At 37.4% G+C, this 23,728-nt stretch carries 19 protein-coding genes; 8 read left to right on the plus strand and 11 right to left on the minus strand.

Annotated features, from left to right (window positions below; all coding sequences use genetic code 11):
* Window positions 1–375 precede the first annotated feature (375 nt).
* Window positions 376–1,725, plus strand: a complete 1,350-nt coding sequence (locus A3EM_RS0120860; protein ID WP_026210464.1) for a serine hydrolase domain-containing protein — start codon at window positions 376–378, stop codon at window positions 1,723–1,725.
* Between the two features lie 236 nt (window positions 1,726–1,961).
* Here A3EM_RS0120860 and A3EM_RS0120865 read toward each other — a convergent pair whose 3' ends face one another.
* The gene (locus A3EM_RS0120865) at window positions 1,962–2,984 is read right to left on the minus strand and encodes a bifunctional heptose 7-phosphate kinase/heptose 1-phosphate adenyltransferase (protein WP_020530194.1); all 1,023 of its coding nucleotides are present in this window, start codon (window positions 2,982–2,984) and stop codon (window positions 1,962–1,964) included.
* A gap of 158 nt (window positions 2,985–3,142) precedes the next feature.
* Here A3EM_RS0120865 and A3EM_RS43155 point away from each other — a divergent pair, with 158 nt between their 5' ends.
* On the plus strand, window positions 3,143–3,934 hold the full coding sequence (locus tag A3EM_RS43155; RefSeq protein WP_020530195.1) for a sulfite exporter TauE/SafE family protein: 792 nt from the start codon (window positions 3,143–3,145) through the stop codon (window positions 3,932–3,934).
* Between the two features lie 62 nt (window positions 3,935–3,996).
* Here A3EM_RS43155 and A3EM_RS47680 read toward each other — a convergent pair whose 3' ends face one another.
* The 3 genes from A3EM_RS47680 to A3EM_RS0120885 form a co-directional block, all read right to left on the minus strand.
* Complete coding sequence (locus A3EM_RS47680) at window positions 3,997–4,140, minus strand: hypothetical protein (RefSeq protein WP_020530196.1); 144 nt, start codon at window positions 4,138–4,140, stop codon at window positions 3,997–3,999.
* A 172-nt stretch (window positions 4,141–4,312) separates the two neighbouring features.
* Complete coding sequence (locus A3EM_RS0120880; RefSeq protein WP_026210466.1) at window positions 4,313–7,219, minus strand: TonB-dependent receptor; 2,907 nt, start codon at window positions 7,217–7,219, stop codon at window positions 4,313–4,315.
* 471 nt (window positions 7,220–7,690) lie between these two features.
* Window positions 7,691–9,625 carry a tetratricopeptide repeat protein gene (locus tag A3EM_RS0120885; protein ID WP_020530198.1) on the minus strand — a complete coding sequence of 645 codons (1,935 nt, stop codon included), beginning with the start codon at window positions 9,623–9,625 and terminating at the stop codon, window positions 7,691–7,693.
* A gap of 413 nt (window positions 9,626–10,038) precedes the next feature.
* Here A3EM_RS0120885 and A3EM_RS0120890 point away from each other — a divergent pair, with 413 nt between their 5' ends.
* The 6 genes from A3EM_RS0120890 to A3EM_RS0120915 all read left to right on the plus strand — a co-directional run bounded on the left by A3EM_RS0120890 (window position 10,039) and on the right by A3EM_RS0120915 (window position 18,252).
* Entirely contained in the window at window positions 10,039–11,040 is a 1,002-nt protein-coding gene (locus A3EM_RS0120890) for a 3-oxoacyl-ACP synthase III family protein (RefSeq protein ID WP_026210467.1), read from the plus strand.
* A gap of 276 nt (window positions 11,041–11,316) precedes the next feature.
* Entirely contained in the window at window positions 11,317–11,979 is a 663-nt protein-coding gene (locus tag A3EM_RS0120895; RefSeq protein WP_020530200.1) for a hypothetical protein, read from the plus strand.
* A gap of 24 nt (window positions 11,980–12,003) precedes the next feature.
* Window positions 12,004–13,140: a TRAP transporter substrate-binding protein gene (locus tag A3EM_RS0120900; RefSeq protein WP_020530201.1), complete on the plus strand. Its 1,137-nt coding sequence runs from the start codon at window positions 12,004–12,006 to the stop codon at window positions 13,138–13,140.
* A gap of 153 nt (window positions 13,141–13,293) precedes the next feature.
* Entirely contained in the window at window positions 13,294–14,679 is a 1,386-nt protein-coding gene (locus tag A3EM_RS0120905; RefSeq protein WP_020530202.1) for a 3-keto-disaccharide hydrolase, read from the plus strand.
* Window positions 14,680–15,112: 433 nt separating this feature from the next.
* The gene (acs, locus tag A3EM_RS0120910; protein ID WP_020530203.1) at window positions 15,113–17,008 is read left to right on the plus strand and encodes an acetate--CoA ligase; all 1,896 of its coding nucleotides are present in this window, start codon (window positions 15,113–15,115) and stop codon (window positions 17,006–17,008) included.
* A gap of 77 nt (window positions 17,009–17,085) precedes the next feature.
* Complete coding sequence (locus tag A3EM_RS0120915) at window positions 17,086–18,252, plus strand: metallophosphoesterase (RefSeq protein ID WP_020530204.1); 1,167 nt, start codon at window positions 17,086–17,088, stop codon at window positions 18,250–18,252.
* Window positions 18,253–18,310: 58 nt separating this feature from the next.
* Here A3EM_RS0120915 and A3EM_RS43160 read toward each other — a convergent pair whose 3' ends face one another.
* The 7 genes from A3EM_RS43160 to fabF form a co-directional block, all read right to left on the minus strand.
* A complete protein-coding gene (locus A3EM_RS43160) occupies window positions 18,311–18,772 on the minus strand; it encodes a septal ring lytic transglycosylase RlpA family protein (RefSeq protein WP_245576528.1) in 462 nt (153 codons plus the stop codon).
* A gap of 158 nt (window positions 18,773–18,930) precedes the next feature.
* The gene (locus A3EM_RS0120925) at window positions 18,931–19,482 is read right to left on the minus strand and encodes a DUF4251 domain-containing protein (RefSeq protein WP_020530206.1); all 552 of its coding nucleotides are present in this window, start codon (window positions 19,480–19,482) and stop codon (window positions 18,931–18,933) included.
* An 83-nt stretch (window positions 19,483–19,565) separates the two neighbouring features.
* A complete protein-coding gene (locus tag A3EM_RS0120930; protein WP_020530207.1) occupies window positions 19,566–20,135 on the minus strand; it encodes a DUF4136 domain-containing protein in 570 nt (189 codons plus the stop codon).
* 125 nt (window positions 20,136–20,260) lie between these two features.
* Window positions 20,261–20,845, minus strand: coding sequence for a hypothetical protein (locus tag A3EM_RS0120935; RefSeq protein ID WP_157638004.1), 585 nt, complete (start codon window positions 20,843–20,845; stop codon window positions 20,261–20,263).
* Between the two features lie 69 nt (window positions 20,846–20,914).
* Window positions 20,915–21,586, minus strand: a complete 672-nt coding sequence (locus tag A3EM_RS46075; protein ID WP_020530209.1) for a DUF4136 domain-containing protein — start codon at window positions 21,584–21,586, stop codon at window positions 20,915–20,917.
* A gap of 138 nt (window positions 21,587–21,724) precedes the next feature.
* The gene (gene rnc, locus A3EM_RS0120945; protein ID WP_020530210.1) at window positions 21,725–22,465 is read right to left on the minus strand and encodes a ribonuclease III; all 741 of its coding nucleotides are present in this window, start codon (window positions 22,463–22,465) and stop codon (window positions 21,725–21,727) included.
* On the minus strand, window positions 22,465–23,718 hold the full coding sequence (fabF, locus tag A3EM_RS0120950) for a beta-ketoacyl-ACP synthase II (RefSeq protein ID WP_020530211.1): 1,254 nt from the start codon (window positions 23,716–23,718) through the stop codon (window positions 22,465–22,467). The genes rnc and fabF overlap by 1 nt, the downstream gene beginning before the upstream one ends.
* Window positions 23,719–23,728: the final 10 nt, after the last annotated feature.

Below are 23,728 nucleotides of genomic sequence, written 5' to 3' on the forward strand. Positions count from 1 at the left end.
AAAAGTACATGTTTCTTACATGAAAAAACCAACTTTCTTTGTTAATGACTATAAACTTTATGTAAATAAGGGTTAATGGTAACCCGGAAAAGCTAATTATTGAACTATTCCAATTTTAAACATAAAGAAATTGAGGCAGGATGTAAGATTTTGGTTTATTTTATTAAATGATTAACGATAGCCAGCTGATTAAGTTGTCAATTAATATAAAGTAAAAAAGAAAGAGATAAACTGATTTTTGTCATATTGGGGGGCTTAAATTTGGCTTAATTGATAAATTCTACTTTTTTATTAATCCGGGATACTTGCTTCAAGCCTTTTATAACAGAAAACCATTACCTTTCCGGCTTCAATAAATATGATAAAAACTTTCCCATGAAATTTTTTAAAAAAACGATTTACTGGCTTTTTGCGGTTGGCCTTCTCTTTTATATTATGAGTGCCATATATTCCAGGTTGCCTATAATTACTGGCTATGCAGCAAAGAATATGTGTTCGTGTGTTTTTGTAGCCGATCGCGAAGCGGCAATGGTGGAGCAGGAAGATTTAAACTTTTTTCTTGTGCAGTATGCAAAGGTAAATGTAGATGAGAAAAGGAAAACTGCTACTGCAACCGTATTGGGTTTGGCGAAAGAAACTGCAGTTTTCAGAGAGGGGCTGGGTTGTACATTAATTACGGATGATACCAATGAAGAGGAACTCAGAAAATCAAGCCTTTTGTTGAGTAAACCGACTAAAAGCCATTTAGATACGATTTCCTGGCCTGTTGGAAATTTGTTAAATTCTTCCCTGCCAAAATCAATTGATTCTGATAAATTAAATAGAGCTGTTCAGAAAGCGTTTGACTCTCCTGATAAAAAAACAAGGGCAGTGGTAGTGGTATATAAAGATAAATTGGTAGCAGAAAAATATGCCGAAGGGTTTGATGAAAATACTCCTCAATTAGGATGGTCGATGACCAAGAGTATTATTAATGCCCTTACCGGGATTATGGTGAAAAATGGAAAGTTAACGCTTGAAGGATCTGTTCCAATAAAAGAATGGAGTAATGACGACCGATCCTTTATTAATTTAAAAAATCTCCTCCAAATGAGTAGCGGACTGGATTGGGAAGAAAACTACAATGATATTTCCAATGCCACAAGAATGTTGTATTTAGAAGGAGATCAATATAATTATGCCATTGGAAACAAATTAATTGGCGGAATCCACCCCGGAGAAGAGTGGTATTATTCTTCGGGAACCACCAATATAATTTCCGGCTTAATCAAAAACCAATTTCCAAACACTCAGGCTTATTGGCATTTCCACTACGATTCACTTTTCCATAAAATTGGAATGTATAGTGCTGTAATGGAGCCAGATCCATCAGGAACTTTTATAGGTTCTTCCTATTGCTATGCTACCCCCCGTGATTGGGCAAAATTTGGAATGTTATACCTAAATGATGGCGTTTGGATGGACGAAAGAATTTTACCGGAGGGTTGGGTTGAATTCACAAAATCTCCGGTAAATAATTCAGGAAAGGAATATGGCGCCCAGTTTTGGCTAAATGCAGGCAGTAAATTACCCGATGTGCCCAAAGATGTTTATTTCTGTGATGGTTTTCAGGGGCAAAGGGTCTTTATTATTCCTTCGCACGAAATGGTAGTGGTGAGATTGGGAATTTCGAACAATATGGACTTTAATGAATTTCTGGTAGAAATCTTGGATGCTTTGAAATAAATCACATTAAATAAGGAAAATCTTTTTCTATTGTTACTCTTACATGTTTAGTTGAAAGGCCAGGCTCAAAATCTTTATAAGTCCAGTTTCACCAGATGTCCGGCCGGTCTAAACGCCTTATATGGGAATTTCTTAATCACAAACGGGAATATTTGAAGTAGTCGTATTTTCGCAAGAAAAGGCAAAAATCCTTTTACAGCCACGCTACAGAAGGATTTTTTATGGATTAAAATCAATTAATCAGAGACCTTTGAATGAATAGTACTTTGGTATAATTCAATAATTTCTTTAGGAGAAGCCGTACCGGTTTGAAATAACTTTTGAACCGAAACAGCCGCAGCTAAATTGGCGATTTCAAGGGCGAGTTGAGGGTCTTTTGAAGCGGCATAACATACGGAAAAAACACTTCCTGCAGTATCTCCAGCACCTACTGTATCTAGTTTACTGGAAAGAGGAATGGCATCTACAGCATATATTTCCCGGTGGGTGAAATACATCATTCCATCCTCCCCTCTGGTTAGTAAAATGGGAGCTTCTACCTTTTTCATTAAAGCATTTCCATGTGTGATGCAGGCTTCTTTATCGTGACTGGGAAATGGTGCAACATTTAGTCTTCTTGCAAGTTCATCTGTATTTACTTTTAATATGATTCCTCTCAGGTTATCCCCAAAATGCCGCATGTCAGCAATAAATTCACAATGGGGATTATCTCTTTTTAGTTGGTTAAAAAAAGTAGAATTTCCTGCATGAAGCAAGGGTTTGGGGAATTGTTGGTTGATAAAAACAACATTTAGATTATTGGCTTTTTCCTTTAATCTAAAATGAATTTTTTCCATTATTTCATCGGATGGTTTGTTTAACGCTCCAAAATCCAGCCTGAAATCCTCTTCATTCGCCAACATAGGTTTGATGTACGCACAGCTGTCCCAATCTTCCTGGTGTAATAAATTTGTAGTATCTGTACCTAACTTTTGAAGTAAATATTTTAATTCTCTTCCATAAATATCATTTTTTACTATCCCAAAAACTGAAACTTTTCCTACTCCAAGCGCTTTTAAATTATTGACCAAATTTCCTGCAGCACCCAAAGAAGTTCTTATGGATGATCCTCGGTGTACGGGTTTTCCTGTTTCAATTGAAATTTCTCCTGTTTCCTTCGCTAAATTGTAGTAGATGTCTACGGCAAAATCACCAATTACGGCAATATGCATGTCAGATAATCTGGTGAATACTTGTTGATAAGATGAAGTCCTGTCCATTATTCGTCTATTATTTTTAGCATTTTATAAATTTATGCTTGTAATTCCTAAAAGTTGGAGGCTTGTTTAAAATTTAAATCTTTAATCTATTTGCATAAATCCCAACCAGAAAGTACAATCTTTTTCCACAATAAATCATTGGTGGTTAAATTCGCAACATGGAAATTCAATGGTATCATTACATTTTAATGTTGTCGGCCGGAGTTTTAGCAGGCATTGTGAATACCCTTGCGGGTAGTGGTTCTGTATTTACCCTTTCAGTTTTTATTTTTCTGGGGCTTCCTGCAAATATGGCCAATGGCACCAATCGGGTAGGGGTGACCATCCAAAGTTTAATTAGCACCTATACTTTTTATAAAGGAGGCAAACTAAATATTGCCGAAAGCAAAAAGTTTCTGATTCCTACATTTCTGGGTGCCTTAATTGGGGCCATGGTTGCTGTAGATATGGATGAAGAATTGCTTAGGCTGGTTATAGGCTGGATAATGGTTGTGCTACTTGTAATTACCATTTTCAAACCTCAAAAAAAACTACTTCAGGAAAATTCCAAGAGCAGGAGAGGAATGGTTTTAAATTTTTTAGTTTTCCTCGCTATTGGATTTTATGGAGGTTTTATTCAGGCTGGAATTGGGATTTTTCTTCTGGTAGCCCTTCACCTTGCGGCTGACTTCAATTTAGTTCAGGCTAATGGGGCGAAATTACTTGCCGTGATGTTGTTTTCATTTCCCGTCCTGTTTATTTTTCTATACAATGGACAGGTAGAATGGGTTTACGGTTTGTGGGTGGCAGTTGGGCAGGCAATTGGTTCGTATGGAGCCAGCAAATTTGCAGTAAAATCGACTAACGCAAACACCTGGGTTAGGAAAATTCTTATTGCTATGATTCTACTGTCTATATTTAAAATGTTCGGCTGGCTTGACTGGATCACTGAAAAAATCATGCTGCTGTAAAATTTTCAGTTATGGTATTTTCTGGAAAAAGGAAGGTCGGAACTTCTTTAATCCTATTGGAATTAGTTGGATGAGCTTTCAATTTTCAACTGATTTCTTTCCTGTCTTTGCTTATTTAAATGCCTGAATTTTCTTCTTTTGGCTTCCTGCTTTTTCTCCATTTCTTCGAAGAAATGATACATCTCCTTTTTTTGCTTAATGTTCATAACTTAAAATGTAATATTTTGAATATAATAGTTGCAAAACTAAGAGAAATAAGCTGAAAAATATAATAAAATTAAGATTCATTAAGCCAAATTTATTTAATATGGCGAGCCCCGGCAATAAAAAAAGGGAGCAAAAGCTCCCCTCTAATTTTTGAAATATTGATTGTGGAATTTAATTTAAAAACTGATCAAACACTAATGAAACATAATACATACCTCCTGCGGTGGGGTTACCAAATGCCTGTCGGTATCGATTGTTAAACAAATTGGATGCTCCAATTTTTACAATCGATTTAATACTTGATATTTTATAGTTAAGCTGAGCATCTAATGTACTATAGGAGGGAACTGTAGTAGAAATATTGGTTCCAAAACTCGCAAATGACGACTCCCAAAGAAACTCATCCTGCCACCTGTAAGTAAGGTTAAATCCTAAGTTTTCGACCAGATTTCTATTACCAAAACTGATATTATATTTCGTTTCTGGTGTATTGAATTGCACCAGTAATCCCTGGTCTTTAAATTTTTGTGCATCTTTTAATTTGTTGTAGGAGAAATTTCCTCCAATTGTAAAGCCTTTTGGAAGTGAATAGTCAAGTCCAATAGCCCATCCAAAAGTATAAATATCTTCATCTACATTAACCGGGTAAGAATAAACCTGACGGTCTCCAGCTAATCCGATTAAAGCTAATGGATTAGAAGGGCCCTCAACCGGGGCTGACTGGACTACTGGGTTTGCGGCAATATAATCCTTATATTGATTGGAATAATAATATGCATCAATCAATAGTTTTTGTCCTATTAATCCCTTGTACCCAAATTCAAATGAATAGACCTTTTCAGGTTTAAATTCTTTATGATCAACAGGATCTAATTCCCCAACAGAAGCTTCCAGGGAATATTGGATAGTCCTCCTTTGGACTTCTGCCTCTGCATCTTCCGGGGCAATTGTTCCATCCATTACTTCCTGAGTCACCTCATTAGTGGCTCTAACAGTTGAGGGAAGAAGTGCTCCCTGAAAGGCTGCTCCAAATACTTCAAGATTTGCTGGGGTATAAACAGGATTATTATACATGTTGTATTTTTGTTTAAACAAATCAAGTCCTCCTACAAGCCTTGCCTGAGGAGTTTCCAGGTTGATGTATTGGTCCTGGTTGGTGGGGATCCTAAAGCCTGTTTGATAGGAAGCTCTAAAATTGTGATTTTGTGCCAGTGTATAAACTGCAGAAGCCCTGGGAGTGAATTGTCCTTTGAAATTTTCATTTTTATCGTATCTAATGGAAGCAGAAACTTTCAGTTGCTCATTAAGGAAACGATCGGAAAGCTGTACATAACCGCCATATTCATTGATATTGTACTCCTCACCGTTTTCATCCAATTCAAATAGTGTTTTTTCAGAGTTTAAGTCATACATTCTGAAATTGGCACCTACAATCACTTCCATAAAATCAATCTGATTGCTGAAATTGTACATCCCTTCTGCATGATATAAATTGGTTTTATCTAAAAATTGGGCTCCTGCAGGGATTGGCGTAGAAATAATTCGGCTTTTTGCAGCTTCGAATTCTGGGGTTCCCGGCTCATAACGCCCCTGGTCGGCAAATGCTCTTGCTGCGTTATGGGCAGCCATGTTCGATGCTCCTGCACCAATTGCCTGGAGGTAAGCACCTACATATTCAGGATGCCACTGTTGACTTGGTTTATAAGCTTCATTCATTAATACTCCCAAGGTTCCTGAAGCATAAGCATCACCCGCTCTTTCCTGCGTGGTGTATCCTCTCACAAAAAAGTTAGAGCCTTTTAGTTCCAGTTTTATTTGGCTTAGGTTAAAGTTGGCAATAGAATATCGGTCAAGTCCGGTATAAACTGTTGTCCCTGCTCCATAATTGGCTTGTAAAATTCCTTCTAGGTTATCATTGAACCTATAGTGCAGCGCACCAGTCAATTTAACACTTTCTGCATCGTAGTTTACCAAATCTGCTTCTTCGTAGCCAGTTCTGGTAACCACCTGGTCTGGAACAAGTGCGTCTGAACCAGGAGGTAGCACACCTGCATCAATCATTGCCTGGGCTGTTGATTTCATGTTAGATGAAGAAATGGCTTCATCTCCATAAGTATTTACGCCATCATATTCAGGATTATTTATTCTCGTTCCTCCATCCTGAGTCCTATCCCTGAAATCCTGTGCGTGCCAGTCTTCCGCAGAGAAATAGGATGCATTTACTTTAAATGCCCATTTGTCGTTAAAGGCTTTGGCGTATCGGATACCTGCTTCATAAAAGGGCTTAAACTCTGCTCCGGAACCTTCCTGGGGCTGATTGATTCCAGCCTTTACACTGGCACTTAATCCCTGATATTGAAATGGGTTTTTACTGTTCATTAATAATATACCATTAATAGCATTCGGACCATAGAGAGCAGAAGATGCCCCTGGAAGTAGTTCTACACTTTCCAAATCAAGTTCTGAAATACCTACAATATTTCCTACCGAAAAGTTAAGTCCTGGGGCCTGGTTGTCCATTCCATCAATCAATTGCACCATCCTCAAATTACCATTTGAATTAAAACCTCTGGTGGCAATAGATTTAAATGTCATACTTTGAGTACTCATATCCACCCCCTTCAGATTTACTAATGCATCGTAAAAAGAAGCGGTAGGGGCTTCACGAATAGCAATTATATCTAATTTTTCAATTGATACCGGAGACTCCAGTATGCTTTCTTCCACACGAGAGGCAGAAACGACTATTTCCTGTCCGAAAACTACTGCTTCTTCCAGGGCTACTTCAAGATTCTGACCATCCTGGGTTACATCAACTTCTTTTGGAGAATAGCCAACTACGGAAAAGACGAGGGTAAATGGGGGGGCTACAGAACTTTGTAAATTAAATTGACCATCCAGGTTGGTGGTGGTCCCCACTAATTTTCCTTTTATAACGATATTGGCCCCTATCAACGGTTCGCCTGTATTTTCATCCTTTACTGTCCCCGAAATGGTGGATTGGGCCAGGCTGGTAAACCCAAATGCCAATAGAGAGACCATAAATACAACTATTGCGCAAATAGTAGTTTTTCTCATAATTTTCATATTTACCTATTGATTAATCTAAATTTCCAAATGAGAACTTTTTAAAGTGATATTCCCATTTACTTTGTTTATGTGTTATTAGCAGAGCAATTTATTCAATTTCTGTAAAATTTCAATTTTTTGCTGATTTTTTTTAATTTAAATTAAATTTGAAAAATATCATTTTGTTCAACAAAACCAGTTTTTTATTAGTAAAGTAGCAATAAAATGATATTTTCTATAAAAATATTACAAATAAATATGCTGCATGCATAATAAAATTTATTTTGACAAGGCTGCTAAAAAAATGGTGAAAATGAGATAAATACTGGACTTTAGAATGGGATAAAAGCAAACTGTTTTTTTCAGGACAAACCACTCTGGAGAGCAATTGAAATGTTTAAAGTTTTGGAGGAGTGGATCGGTTTTCTGCAAGAAGTGTCAGAGAAATGCAGGAATGAATTTAAAGGAAGAAATGGGATTTTAAATTTCCAGTCCAAAAACCAATATATCATCTGTTTGTTCCAGATCTCCTTTCCATTTTTCTAAAGCTTCCATAAGGAGCTGAGGCTTTTTGGAAAAAGGTGCTGAGCTGATGTCATTCAGAATATTCCGAAGATTTTTTTCAGCAAAGGGCTCCTGAGATTTTTCGGAAAGCTGGCTTTGGTAGCCATCAGTAAAAACCAGAATCTGGTCATGTTTACCAAGGCTCACTGTCTTATTGGCATAGATTCGGTTAGTGGCATAGTTTGAACCTCCAATAGGTACATTGTCAGGTGGGATAATTTGTAAACTTTGGTTTTGAATGATATATACAGGCATTCTGGCCCCTGCATAAACCAGTCTTTTAGTGTTGATGTTAATCATTAAAACCGCCATTTCCACTCCATCATTTACCACACTTTCTTCTCCGGTAGTCATTAAATCAATAAAAGCACGGTTGGCTTTGGTGAGAATATCAGCTGGGGGCTGATATGGATTTTCATTTATAATCTGGGAAAGTAATGAAGAGGCTATTACGGTATTAAAAGCCCCTGGCACACCAATTCCAAGGCAATCGGCTACTACAATTACAATGTTATCTCCTTTATGGTCGAACCAGCAAAAATCACCTCCTACAGGTTCCTTCGGCTTGTTCATCTGAAATTTATTAGAGAAAATATTTAAAAACCCCGGAGAACCAGTTAGCAGGGCATCCTGTACTTTTTTGGCATATTCAAATGAATAATCGATAATCTGATTTTTTTCTTCTATCTCTTTATTAGCCAAATCCAGTTTCTGTAAACTCAGTTTTTTTACCTGATTCCTTCTAAAAATCAGATAAACCAACACCAATCCAAGAATAACCAGCCCTGAAATTGAAAGTAATTTAAATTTTTGGAATTCAGCTTCTCTGGTTAATCGGGCCAGGTCAATTTCTTTTTTCTCAAGTTCATACTGCAATTCTATTTCGGCAATTTTCCGTTTAGTGATTTCATTGATCATGCTATCTTCAGAAGCAATATAAAGGCGATTGTAAAGTAAAGCAGCTTTAAAGTCACTTTCATCTTCGTATACCTCTGCAAGTTCTCTGTAGCAATTTCTCACCAGAGAAAGTGAGTTCAATTCCTCAGCAAGCTTAAGCCCTTTGCTTATTTGGGTAATTGCATTTTTATAATCTTTTTTCAGGTGGAATGCGCTACCATATTTTAGGAAACCCACTGCCAGTCCAAATTTGTTATTGGTTTCTTCGCAAATTTTCTGGCTTTCATCAATATAGGCTATGGCCTTTTCAGGTTCTTTTAGTTTGATAGACAAATCACCCAAATTAACCAGAGGCTTATAGACCTGAGATTTATTGTCAAGAAGGCTTCCTACTTTATACGATTCTTCCAGGTATTCACGGGCGGTTTCCAGTTTTTCAAGGTTGATATAAATCAGGCCAATCAGATTCAAGGCGTCTCCAAGACCTGCGTTATTTTTTATTTCCCGCCAGATCAGCAGTTCCTGTTCTGCATAATCCAGTGCTGTGTTGAAATCATTCACCAGTAAATAAGTGACTCCGGTTTTGTGCAAAACATCTGCTTTTAAAGAAGGGTCATTTAATTCCTCCGAAAGCTTAAGGACTTCATTGAATAATTTTAATGCTTCTTCAGACTGGCCAATATTTCTTCTCACAATTCCAACATTTAGGTAGGATTGTGCCAGGCGTTTTTTATCATTTTCTTCTTTGGCATATCGTAGGGCTTCATTGGCAAAATGCAGAGCCCTTTCACTATTGGTATTGAAATATAGGGTGGAGATTTGGTTGAGAATATCAATTCTTTCCAGACCTTTTGCCCTTTCGAGTTCAGCCTTTAAGCTATCAAGTTCGAAATTGGCAAGAACAGCTGTAGTTGAGAAGAAAAAAATTAAAATTAAAAAATGAAATCTGCCCATTGATAAATCTTCAACATCCAAGGATAATACAAATATAAATATTAATTGTATTTTCAAATGAATTAATTGGATTATTGAAGCTTTTCTTTTTGGAGACAGGCAGCCCCTTGAAATTCACTTGATTGAAAGGACAGCAGGAGATTAAAAGATTACCCGCTTTCTTGGAAGCTGTCTGTTACTTTAATTCAGATAATAGTATATTTGGGCTTTTTCAGGTATAAACAAGGGGACTAAATTGGTTATGACACCAACAAAAAAACTGAGTCACCCAGGTTGGTAACCAGGTTAATGGATAAAAAATAAACCCAACTGCCTGATTAAATATTTTGCGGTAACCGAAATGTTTGGAAACCGAAAATTTAAATGAAAAAAGTGACCTTATTCTTTAAAAAATAAATATTTAACACATGATGATGAAAAATGCGAAAATTGCCGGTATCGGGGTTTATGTGCCTGATAACGTGGTTACTAATGACGATCTGTCCAAAAAAATGAATACCACAGATGAGTGGATTGTAGAAAGAACGGGAATAAAGGAAAGGCGATATGCCAATGTGGAGGTGGATAAAAATTATATAATGGGAGCAAAAGCCAGCCGAAAGGCAATGGAAATGGCTAATACTACCGCTGAAGAAATTGATTTAATTGTATATGCGACTTTAAGTGCTGATTATATTTTCCCCGGTTCCGGAGTATTATTGCAAAGAGAATTAGGATGCAAAAATATAGGGGCGATTGATGTAAGAGCCCAGTGTTCAGGGTTCGTATATGGATTGTCTATTGCTGAGCAATACATTAAAACTGGTACATATAAAAATATTCTGTTGGTAGGCTCGGAAATTCATTCTTCAGGTTTAGATTATTCTGATCATGGCCGGCATATTTCCGTAATTTTTGGAGATGGTGCCGGGGCGGCTGTCATTCAGCCAGCTGAAGGAGAAGGAAAAGGAGTGCTTTCTACCCATTTGCATAGTGAAGGGGAACATGCCGAGCAATTGGCTGTAATTGATCCGGGGTTTAGTAAAGTTCCACGATTTCAGCCGGAAATGGTAAAACCAGGTGGCAGTTTTTATCCGGTAATGAATGGCCAATTTGTATTTAAAAATGCCGTTGTTCGGTTTGAGGAGGTAATTAAGGAAGCATTAGAAACAAATAATTATACTGTAGATGATCTGGATATGCTAATTCCTCATCAGGCGAATCTTAGAATATCACAATTCATCCAGAAAAAATTCAGGTTGCCGGAGGAGAAAATCCATAATACAATCATGAAATATGGCAATACTACGGCCGCTTCTATTCCAATAGGCCTGAGCGAAGCCCTGGAGGCCGGGAAAATTAAGGATGGTGATCTGGTATGTCTGGCAGCTTTTGGTAGTGGTTTTACCTGGGCCAGTGCGTTGATCAGGTGGTAAATTAATTTTGAACCAATTATTTAAAGGGTTTTGTCAAATTTTCTGGCAAAACCTTTTGCTTTTAAGAAGTAATTCAAAATTAATTGTGTATTATTTTGCTATAAAAGACTGATAGAGAGATTATTATTCCTCGAAAATAATAGCACGGGTGCTTAATAAGGATTTCTATTTGAGGAGAATATTCCATAAATGAATTAATTTTGTTTCTTTTTCCGAAACATAACCGTCCAGAAAAGCCAATTGGGCGGGATTTGTAAAAAATAAATTTCTTATGCTATGAAAATAAAAGTACTAATCATCTATTTAGCTACTTTCCTTTTTGCTACTATATGGCAAAGTTGTGAAAATGATCCTTGTAATAGTGCGGCCTGTGAATGTGGAGAGTTGGAAGATGAGAAACCTTATTATGAAATAACTGATCAAAGGTCTACTTTAAATGGATATTTTGATAGTGATGATGTCTGGCGACCCACCCAGAACGCCAAGGATCCGGTGAAACCAGACAGGTTTGGGATTTATGTGGAAATGGAATACGATTTTGTAGCAGCACTGGAAAATAAAGCAGGGAGCTCAGGGCTCAGTTTTTTCCCCAACGCAAATGCCTGTACTTTGTCAGGGCCTGGCTGGAAAGGTACAAAACAGGAAATTGTAAGTATAAATGTGACCAGCAAAAATGATTTTGACGACTCCAAAACCAAGGGTGCTTTATTGAATGAATTTTTTGATATATATCCTTTCCAACCTGAAAATCGAAATAATCTGGCATCCAAGGAAAACTTGTCGGATTTCCTTTTAGTAAAGCCAGGAGCCCTTAAGGAGTTTACCCTTTTACTCAAGCAAACACCTGCTTATCCTGATCAGGAATTTGTGATTACTTATGCATTAAGCAATGGGGATGTTTATGAAATTAATGCTAAACCTATTAGTTTTAGCCTTTAATTTCAATTCTTTTCACAAGTCCTTATGGAGAACCAGAAAACTAGCCGAAGAAATTTTTTAAATAAAAGTACCAAAATAATTGGCGGAGCTGTGGCTGCCGGAGGATTGGCCTCTTGCAGTAAGGAAAAAACAGAAAATGCTAGTGTTGGGGATGCCTTTAATATTAATTCAAATCAAAAATTTGAATGGCGATGTGTTACCACCTGGCCTCCCAATTTCCCTGTTTTGGGAGAAGCTGTGGTGAATATGGCAAAGGACCTTGAAGTCATGTCAAGTGGGAGATTGAAAATTAAAGTTTATGGTGGTGGAGAATTGGTGCCTGCAATGGAGTGTTTTGATGCAGTTACTCAGGGTGCTGTACAAATGGCTCATGGAGCAGCGTATTATTGGGCCGGAAAATTACCCTCAGCAGTGTTTTTTGCCACTATTCCATTTGGAATGACTGCCCAGCAAATAAATGCCTGGTTACTTCATGGAGGCGGAATGGAGCTTTGGCAGGAGCTTTATCATAAATTTGACCTGGAGCCATTTCCCAGTGGCAATACAGGCGTGCAAATGGGAGGGTGGTTCAATAAGGAAATTAATTCCATAGAGGATATAAAAGGACTAAAAATGCGAATTCCGGGAATGGGAGGAGATGTGTTTGCCAAAGCTGGAGGAGCTCCTATATCCATTGCAGGAGGGGAATTATATACCAATCTGGAAAGAGGGGTGATTGATGCCACAGAATGGATTGGGCCTTATCACGATTATTTGATGGGCTTCCATAAAATTGCCAAATATTATTATTATCCGGGATGGCATGAGCCCGGTTCCAATCTGGAATTGATGGTGAACAAAAAGGCGTATGATGGCCTTCCTCCTGATTTGCAGGAAATGATTAAGGCAGTATCTTTAAAATATAACCTCTGGGTGCTGACAGAATTTGAAGCTAAAAATAACTTCTATATGCAGAAAATTCTGGCTGAAAGCGATGTGGAGTTGAGGAAATTTCCGGATGAGGTTTTAAAAAACCTGAAAAAATTTGCAGATGAAAGAGTAGCTGAAATTACTGCTTCAGATCCATTTGCCCAAAGGGTATATGAAAGTTTCTCCAAATTTAAAAAGGATATTATTCAATGGGGAGAAACTTCCGATCAGGCCATTATGCCTTATCTTTAATTAAAAATTTTAAGGGGCATTTTTTCAATAACTTTTGGCCTTTTATGGTGTCCTTTCATAAAGGCTCCCTGGCAATTAGTAAGATTTTCGAATTTTAAAATTTCAATTGAGATATATTTATTTTTAACTAAACTGGAAACGGAAAATTAGATCATGGGAATTAAACAATTTACTTTTACGATTTTAATCCTTGCCATTGCATTTAACGGTTTTGCACAAGATGATGAAGGATGGGAACAATTATTTAATGGGAAAGACTTTACCGGATTTAAACAACTGAACGGTGAAGCAGAGTACAAGGTTGAAAATGGAGAAATGGTGGGTATTTCCAAGTTAAATACGCCAAACAGCTTTATGGCTACCGAAAAAACCTACTCCGACTTTATTCTGGAAGTGGAAGTAAAAGTGCATCCGCTTTTAAATTCCGGAATTCAGATCAGGAGTTTGAGCACCCCTGAATACAGAGATGGAAGGGTACACGGCTACCAGGTGGAAATAGATCCTAGTGAAAGGGCTTATAGTGGTGGAATTTATGATGAGGCCAGAAGAGGCTGGTTATACAATCTGGGAAGAAACCAGAAGGGCAGAACCGCTTTTAAACAGGGCGAATGGAATAAATACCATATTGAATGTATCGGGAACACCATCAGAACATGGATCAATGGCATTCAATGCGCCAATTTGATTGATGATATGACTGCAGAAGGTTTTATTGCATTTCAGGTGCATGGAATTGGAAGAGAAGAGCAGGCCGGGACTACTGTAAGGTGGAAGAATATTAGAATTAAAACAAAGGATTTAGCAGCATCAAGCTGGGAAAATCAGCCCCATGCAGAGGTTGTTAATTTGATTCCAAATACCATTTCTCCAGAAGAAAAAAGAGCAGGGTGGAGATTACTTTGGGATGGAAAAACTTCTGATGGATGGAGGTCTGCTAAATCGGATAAGTTCCCCGAAAAAGGTTGGGAAATGACTGATGGAGTGTTAACTGTTTTGGAATCCGGTGGAGGAGAGTCTGAAAACGGTGGTGACATTGTAACTATTGATAAATTTTCCAGCTTTGAGCTACAAGTCGATTTCAAAATCACTGAAGGGGCAAATAGCGGAATAAAATATTTTGTTGATCCGGAATTGAATAAGGGATCAGGTTCAGCAATCGGGTTGGAGTTCCAGGTGCTGGACGATAAAGAGCATCCTGATGCAAAAATGGGTGTTAATGGCAATAGAACAGTAGGATCTCTATATGATTTAATTACTGCAGAAAATTTATCAATTCCCGGAGCAAGAAATAAAGGCTTTGCAGGTGTAGGAAATTGGAACCATGCCAGAATTGTGGTAAAAGGAAATCATGTAGAGCACTGGCTGAATAACAATCTGGTGGTAACTTTCGATAGAAACAGCCAGATGTTCAGGGCTTTAGTAGCTTATAGTAAGTATAAGAAATGGGAAAACTTTGGGCAAATTCCTGAAGGACATATCTTGTTACAAGATCATGGAAATACAGTTCACTTTAGAAGTGTGAAAATCAGGGAGTTCTAGGAAAATTCTATCGATTTACTAATAAAGGGGGAATTTGGTAATCATCATTACCAGATTCCCTTTTTTGTTTTTCAAAAAAATCCAGTTTTAAACATGAGTAAAGATAAGTAACTGATCATAAGTAAATGTGTATTTGCGAGGAAGCATTTTATTTCAAGGCAGACGGTTCCCTCTTTTGTTGAAAAAGGTCTTGTATAAGGACACAACAGAAGGTTTTTTTTACAAGAAATCCTGTCTTGCTCAACCGGAAAAAAGGATAGCTCAAACTTCCGTTTTTTATGATAAGTTAATTAAAATGTTTTAAATTAAAATTGGAAAGGTAAAATTGAAATCATCACTTAGGAAAGAAAGTAAAATTTCCTTTACTTTACTAGCTAATTGAGTTGCTTAACCTATAAAAACAAATTGTTTAATAGTTAAATATGAAAATTTTATGAGTAATAGAATTCACACACTTGGGGGATATATTCATGAATACCAAAAGAGTGTTTTAGAGCCGGAAAACTTTTGGTCCAGAGTTGCCGATTCCTTTTACTGGAGGAAAAGATGGGATAAAGTTGTGGATTGGAATTTTGATGAACCCAAAGTACAATGGTTCGTTAATGCCAAATTAAACATCACAGAAAATATTCTTGACCGACATTTATTTACAATGGGCGATAAGCCTGCCATCATTTGGGAGCCCAATGAACCAGATGAGCCAAATAGAATTCTCACCTATAAAGAATTGCACCGAGAGGTTTGCAAGTTTTCTAATGTGCTGAAGAAAAACGGAATTGAAAAAGGTGACCGGGTAATTATTTATATGCCGATGGTGCCTGAAGCAGCCGTGGCCATGTTGGCATGTGCCCGGGTAGGAGCAATTCATTCTGTTGTTTTTGCCGGCTTTTCTGCCCAGTCCTTAGCTGATAGAATAAATGACTGTCAGGCGAAAATGGTATTGACTTCTGATGGTAATTTTAGAGGAAAGAAAAGTATTCCTGTAAAAGCTGTTGTAGACGAAGCGTTGGCGCAAACGGACACTATTCAAAATGTAATTTGCTTCAAGAGAACAGGTACAGATGTGACCATGGAATCAGGAAGAGATTTGTGGTGGCATGAAGAAATGCAGGGGATTTCCGAAGAAAATAAGGCGGAGGAAATGGATTCTGAGGATATGCTCTTTATTTTATATACCTCTGGTTCTACCGGAAAACCAAAGGGAGTAGTGCATACTTGTGGTGGATATATGGTTTATACCCAATACACATTCAACAATGTATTCCAATATAGCTCTGATGATGTGTATTGGTGTACTGCTGATGTAGGATGGATTACCGGCCATTCTTATATTGTATATGGACCTTTATTGGCCGGTGCTACCACCATTATGTTTGAAGGAGTGCCTACTTATCCCAATCCTGGAAGATTTTGGGCAATTGTAGATAAATACAAAGTAAATCAATTCTACACAGCACCAACCGCAATAAGAGCCCTGGAAGCTTTTGGAACTGAGCCAATTGAACCTTATAAGCTTGATTCACTGAAAGTATTGGGTACTGTAGGTGAGCCTATAAATGAGGAGGCTTGGCACTGGTACCACGATCATATTGGTAAAGGAAAATGCCCGATTGTAGATACCTGGTGGCAAACCGAGACCGGAGGAATTTTAATTTCCCCAATTCCTGGAGTTACCCCCACTAAGCCAGCCTATGCCACTTTGCCTTTGCCAGGCATTCAGCCTATAATAGTGGATAGTGAAGGCAATGAATTAAAAGGAAATAGTGTGCAGGGAAATCTGTGTATAAAATTTCCATGGCCGTCTATGTTAAGGACAACTTATGGCGATCATGAAAGGTGTAAAAATACCTATTTCTCGAATTATAAAGGGTTGTATTTTACCGGAGATGGGGTAAAAAGAGATGAAGATGGTTATTACAGAATTCTGGGTAGGGTAGATGATGTGATCAACGTTTCCGGCCATAGAATGGGAACTGCTGAAGTGGAAAATGCCATAAACGAGCATCCAAAAGTAATTGAATCGGCTGTGGTTGGTTATCCGCATGATATAAAGGGACAGGGAATTTATGCCTATGTGATTTGTGATCTGGCGAATCGTTCTGAGGATAATTTAAAGAATGAAATCAAAGAAACCGTTTCAAAAATTATCGGCCCTATTGCTAAGCCTGAAAAAATCCAAATTGTGCCTGGTTTGCCGAAAACAAGATCGGGTAAAATTATGAGGAGAATTTTAAGGAAAGTGGCAGAGGGTGATACTTCCAGTTTGGGAGATACTTCCACACTGCTCAATCCGGAAGTAGTAGATGAAATTATAAAGGGGGCACAATAATCCTTTTGAAAAGCTTTGGAGATTACTTCAAAGCTTTTTTTCTTTACCGGGAAAAATGACTACTTGCTTTTCCAATCATGAAAAACCCACATTTAAAATTTTTCCTGCTTCTTTTTATTCATTTTAGTTTTTCCATTGCTCTCCCAGCTCAGGAAAAGGGCGAATTGCTACACAGGGTATATTTAATAGGAGATACAGGGGAAGATTTATTTGCTGGAAAAACCCTTAAGGGTCTACAAAATGACTTGCTGGCTGATTCAAATAGTACAGTAATATTTCTTGGGGATAATGTGTATCCAAAAGGAGTGAGGAAGGCTTTGGATATTTACAATCCAATTGATTTGCAGAAACTAACCCTGCAGCTTGACTTATTGCAGGAATATAAGGGCAATATGTATTTTATTCCAGGCAACCACGACTGGCACAAGGTGGGAAAAAAGGGTTATGAGACGTTATTGAATCAGGCCATTTATCTGGAGGAGTATGTAAAAGAAAAAGATTTCAAATTAGCTAATTTGGAAAATGGTGTGTTTCTACCCAAACCATTTGGGACGCCAGGCCCGGTTAAAGTAGTTTTACCAGGAGATATTTTGTTGATTTTAATAGATACAGAATGGTTGATCCATAAATCAATAGGGATGAAAGTTGGCGTTTCTACAGAGGAAACCAGTATTGTGGAAGAGGAAAAAAGGTTTTGGAAGGATTTGGAAGAAATGATTTCCGGAGCAAGTCAGCGTGAGATTATGTTTGTAGCGCACCATCCTATGTTTTCCATTGGTGAACATGGGTCAAAAAGCAATGGTCCGGATGCTGGAAATGCATTAAGTAAAAGGTTGAAATCACAGGAATTATATGGTAGAGGGTATAATGATTTCCGTCAGAAAGCCCTCCAAATAATTAACAAATCGGAAAAGTCCATAATTTATGCCGCTGGCCATGAGCACAATCTGCAATATTGGAATAACCAGGATGAAAAACATTTTATAGTAAGTGGAGCAGGAAGTAAACACACGGCCTATTATCCAAAAGTTCAATACAAAAGATGGAACCTAAATCTCTCTGAAAACCCTGATCAGGCCGTTTCTTTAATTTATCCCAAAGTGAAAAAAAAGGTAAAAGGAAAGCATGTGGAAACCGGATATTTCATTATCAATTATTATGAGTCCGGGGAAAAGGAAATTATTATGAAAGACTCGGGAATGTCAGATTTTAGTGAAGATGGTTTACTCCTTTGGAAAGATTAAAAAAGGGAAGAATTATTCCTTTCCTCCCTTCTCTTTCTTCTATCTTATTTTTTAAAATTTATTGTACCGGTTGCAAACTATCGGCAATGTCTGCAGGCAGAACTGCTTCAATGATTACATCAGCTAATCCTGCATTGATATAATCCAGCGTTTCCGCTCCTTTTCTGGAAAGGTCAATTATTCTGCCCTTTACAAACGGCCCCCGGTCATTAATTTTTACCTCGATAGATTTATTATTCGCCAAATTAGTAACCCTTACCATAGTACCAAAAGGTAGTGTTTTATGGGCAGCAGTTAAGCTGTCCTGACGAAAAATTTCCCCACTTGCAGTAGTCCTGCCTTCAAATTTATCAGCATAATAAGAAGCAATTCCTGATTCTTCATAATTTTTATCGGGTAGTTCTTCAATCTCTTCTTCCTTTTCAGTTGGAGTTAGTTCGATCAGTTCACAAGCACCAGTGAAAAGTGTTGCTAATAGAAAGAGATTAAACCTGATTGTTAATTGTTTAAAGCGCATCATTAATTTATTTGGTTTTATATTTTGAATATCAAATATCAAACCGACTCTTGCTTTAAAATATTATGGTTTTGAGGGACTCCTTAAGGAGCATTAGGAATTAAAAAGGGGTGTGGAAAAACACCCCCAATATTATTGTATAATCACCAATCAGGTCACTTTTAGTGTAAGGACATCCCCTTATATACACCTGATTTTTCTAAAGAAACTAATCTTCCCTGAAAAGAAATTCTTTCCCCAAAATCTCCTGAAATATAAGCTCTGGCATTTCCATCAGGTTGCACTGTTATAGAAAGGCTTACAGGACCCATAGCTGCTCCACTTGCCCGCATATTGATGGTTATAGGTTTGGTATCTTTTCCCTCTTTTACTTCATATTTGGAAATTTTCCCATCCAGGGTAACTCCTCCAACCCCATTTAACCCAACTACTGCATCAAAAGCCAGCTGGATAGTGGCTACATCATCCTTTACACCTACGAAATTTGTAGTAGGATTCATAATGAAACTTTGTCCATATCGATCAAAAACCGTATTAGCCTCTATCACAAACCTCTGTTTATTCACTATAAGCAGTAGGGCTTCTTTATTTTCAAGAGCTTCCTGTCTTTTTAATGCCTTCTTTTCCTTTTTGGAGAGGTTTTTATTAGTCTCTTGACCAAATCCATAGCTTCCAATAAGACAAAAAATGAAGATAAAAATCGCTTTTCTCATAATTACAAGATTTAAGAAAGTGATTTATACAAATTTCCCTTTTTATACGAAAAGGACCATAAAACTAAAAAATGGCCAATCACTTATTTAATTAATTTTATTTCAGAGGTCATCTCGGCACTTCCAGCTGTATATTTATACTCACTCATTATCTGGTTTACAATTACCCGAATTGTATTTTTAATGTTCTTGTTTTTCTCTTTTAATTTGGTTGTTCCAGTACCCACCCAGATTTTTTCTTTGGTCTTGTTGTCTACAATTTCAATTACAAGAGTTCCTTCCTTGTAAAGCACAGTCTCCATATTTGAGGAAGGGCCTGTATAGTTTGGTCCTACCTGACCTTGCATTCCTGAACTATAATTTTCCTGAACCGCAATATTGATGAAAAAATTAACTGTTAGATCCGATTTTAATGCTTTTCCATATTTCCTTTCTTTCATTTCCTCCTGGATGGATTCTTCAATTAATTTTTGGATTTCGGGATCGGTAAGCAAGGGATATCTCTGGTCCCTAACCGTTAATTTCTTTGTCTGGAAATTATGATATTCAGCATAATTTGCCTTTTCAGCATAACTGGAGGTAGTTTTCAGGCTATTACAAGAAATAATGGCCAGTAAGCTGAATAGATTTAAAAGTATAAATTTTATCTTCATTTTGATTTATTTGAATTGAGCAATGTGGTAAAATTGCAAATATGAAATTACAAATTATTTAAAAAAAATAGCCATGTAATTTATTTAATCTTACATGGCTATTCTTAAAAAAGTATAAAAAAATCTTAACTTCCAAACGCAAAACCTACATTAATTCCAAGGTAGGAATGATTAACAGAATCATTAGCTTTGAAAGCATAGTTGTATTTTAAATTAACTAAAAAATAGCTTGTGCTATAACCAACAGGAACAATTATTCCTACCTCTGGAGCTAAACCGAAATGCCAGTTTTTATCTTCAACGGAATAAAGCCCCATATCAGTTCTCTGGATGATGTGGTACATTCCCAATCCTCCACCAAAATAAGCTCTTACCTCATCCTCATTGTTTAGAAAATAATTTCCGGTAACTAGAAATGGGAAAGAATTGATGTATTTATAAGGAGTCCCTGTAACAGTAGTGGTTCCTTCAGTAATGGTTTGAACGCCTTCCGATTCATAGAAAGTCTGCCAGGCGAATGAACCTCCTAATGCTACATTATTACTAATAAAACTTTTTCCTTCCATTCCAAAACCTCTGAAACTTGTTTTACCGATATAATCACTGGTTTCTCCTAATGGCACAGACATATCGTATGTCAATGCAAAAAGTCCCTGGGAGAAGCCCGAATAAGACAATAGTGAGAATAGAATTATGAATATATATTTCATGATTTCAAATATTTCTTTTAAGGTGTATAAACCCGAAATCCATGGAGTATTTCCAATGCTGATGTTGGGTTATTGATTTGATTTTAGATAGGGAGATTGCTCAAATGCCTGCTGTAACCCTTCTTCCATTCTATTTTTTATACTGGAATTACTTCCTTGTAAAAGGCCATTAAATCCGGCATGCCATAACAATCTTATCTTTTCCTCAAGTGGAGGGAGACTTGGATCAGCAATTTCAATAAGCAATGATCCGGTGGTATAGTCGTAGGCTACGGGAATTCCTCCTCCCCATCCAGGGTACCAGGGATATCCGGGCCATCCCCATCCTGGAGGATAATAACAGCATCCTGGTCCCGGAACCCATCCAACGCCAGTATTTTTTGATTTAATGGCTTTAAGTTCTACAACTAAATCAGGTAAAACCAGGCCACTGGTATCACTATCAGTTATTCTTTCATATCCTCTGGATTCCAATAACCTTTCTACCTCACCAATGAAAAATTCATCAAATTCTCTGGTTAGATCTTCGTCCTCATTAGGATCATTTGTAATATGAGTTACTGTATCAGGCATGTAATAGGATTTTGCCTGACCGAAATCATAAGTATCGTCATATTGAGTGGCCACTAAATCAAGCTGGTCAACAAATTCAGGGCCCTTGGGATAACAGGCATACAGCCCTGTTAAAATAACTCCAAAAAGGAGTAAGTGAAAAGTTGATTTTTTTTTGTAATAATTCATAACATCAGTTAAATAAATCTGGTAAAAAATTGCTATTATTTTACAGCCGGTAAAAATGCAAATGACTTAAATTTGGATTGAAAATCCAATATTATTCTGCTAAATACTAAAAAGGTGAAATTTATCCAAAAAAGGCATTTATTGAATACTTAAAAGCTCACAAGCCTTTCTGGCAGCATCCTGTTCTGCTTTTTTCTTGCTAAATCCAAAGCCTTCAGAAATGTTTCTGTTATCTACACTCAGTTGGACTTTGAACTGTTTTTTATGTTTTGCTCCACTTTCTTCCATGAGGTTAAAAGTCACATCTTTGTTGTACTTCTGACACCATTCAATGATGGTACTTTTAAAATTGGTGGTAGTCTCAATGATTTCATTCAAATCATAATGTTGCATGATTAGTTTTCGAATGATGAATTTTTGACAAAACCAGAAACCCATGTCCAGATAAAGTGCCCCAATAAATGCCTCCATAGCATCCCCATAAAGAGATTTATGAGATTGTGCATTTCTTTTTTTACCATCGAACTCTACAAGATTACTCAGTCCGATTTTAATGGCAAGTCTGTTTAAGGCTTCCCTGTTAACTATTCTGGATCTAATTTCGGTGAGGAACCCTTCATCGCGAAAAGGGTATTTTTTGAAAAGATATTCGGCTACAATTGCCCCGAGAATGGCATCGCCAAGGTATTCAAGTCTTTCATTCGATTCCTTGAAACCCTTTTGATTGGACTCTGCAATAGAACTGTGTTTCATTGCCAGGGAATAAAGCCGAATATTGAATGGGGCAGTACCTGTGATAGTTTGTACTGCCCGGCTCAATTCCAAGTCCTTTTTAGAATATTTAGTAAACCAACGTTTTAAATATTTTCCTAAATTCACTACTCTTCATATTTTCGAAGTAGAATTGAGAAGTTATGCCCTCCAAAACCGAATGTATTGCTCAGCGCAACTTTAACGTCCCTTTTTTGAGCTTTGTTAAACGTAAAGTTTAATTTATTGTCAAAGGTTTCATCATCGGTAAAATGGTTGATGGTTGGAGGAATAATTCCTTTCTGAATGGCCATTATACATGCAATAGACTCAACGGCTCCTGCTGCCCCTAAAAGGTGACCAGTCATTGACTTAGTGGAGCTAATGTTAAGATTATAGGCATGTGCACCAAAAACTTCCTGTATAGCTTTTACCTCGCTCATGTCTCCTAGTGGAGTGGAAGTGCCATGGACATTGATATAATCTACTTCTTCAGGTTTTACACCACTATCATTAAGTGCATCGATCATTACATTTTTAGCACCAAGTCCTTCCGGGTGTGGAGCCGTAATATGATGAGCATCAGCAGACATTCCACCACCAAGGATTTCCGCATAGATTTTTGCACCTCTTGCTTTTGCATGCTCTAATTCTTCAAGAATAAGGGCTCCAGCTCCTTCTCCTAATACAAATCCGTCTCTGTTTTTATCAAATGGTCTGGAGGCTGTGGTAGGATCGTCATTTCTTTCAGATAATGCTTTTAATGCATTGAAGCCTCCGATACCTGATTCCACAACAGCGGCTTCACTTCCACCGGTAACAAAAATGTCTGCCTTTCCTAATCTAATATAGTTAAAAGAATCTACCAGGGCATTGGTAGAGGAGGCACAAGCAGAAACTGTGGCAAAATTAGGCCCCATTAGTCCAAACCTAATGGAAATATGACCGGCACTAAGGTCGGCAATCATTTTAGGAATAAAAAATGGGTTGTACCTTGGAGTTCCGTCTCCGGAAGCAAACTCGGTTACTTCATCATGAAATGTTTTCAAACCGCCAATTCCTGATCCCCAAATAACACCGGCTCTGGCTAAGTTGATCTTTTCAAGATCCAACCCGGAATCCTTCATAGCTTCCTCAGCTACCACCATGGCGTATTGGGTGAAAATATCCATTTTCCTGGCATCCTTACGGTGAATATGATCATGAACATCAAAACTTTTCACCTCACAGGCAAATTTTGTCCTGAATTTTTCAGCATCAAATTTGGTGATCGGAGCTGCACCGCTTACACCTTCTTCCAAACTTTTCCAATATTCCTCTAAGTTATTGCCAATTGGAGTGAGCGCACCCAAGCCTGTAACAACTACTCTTTTAAGTTCCATGCAATTAAAT

The sequence above is a fragment of the Flexithrix dorotheae DSM 6795 genome, from assembly GCF_000379765.1.
GTDB lineage: Bacteria > Bacteroidota > Bacteroidia > Cytophagales > Flammeovirgaceae > Flexithrix > Flexithrix dorotheae.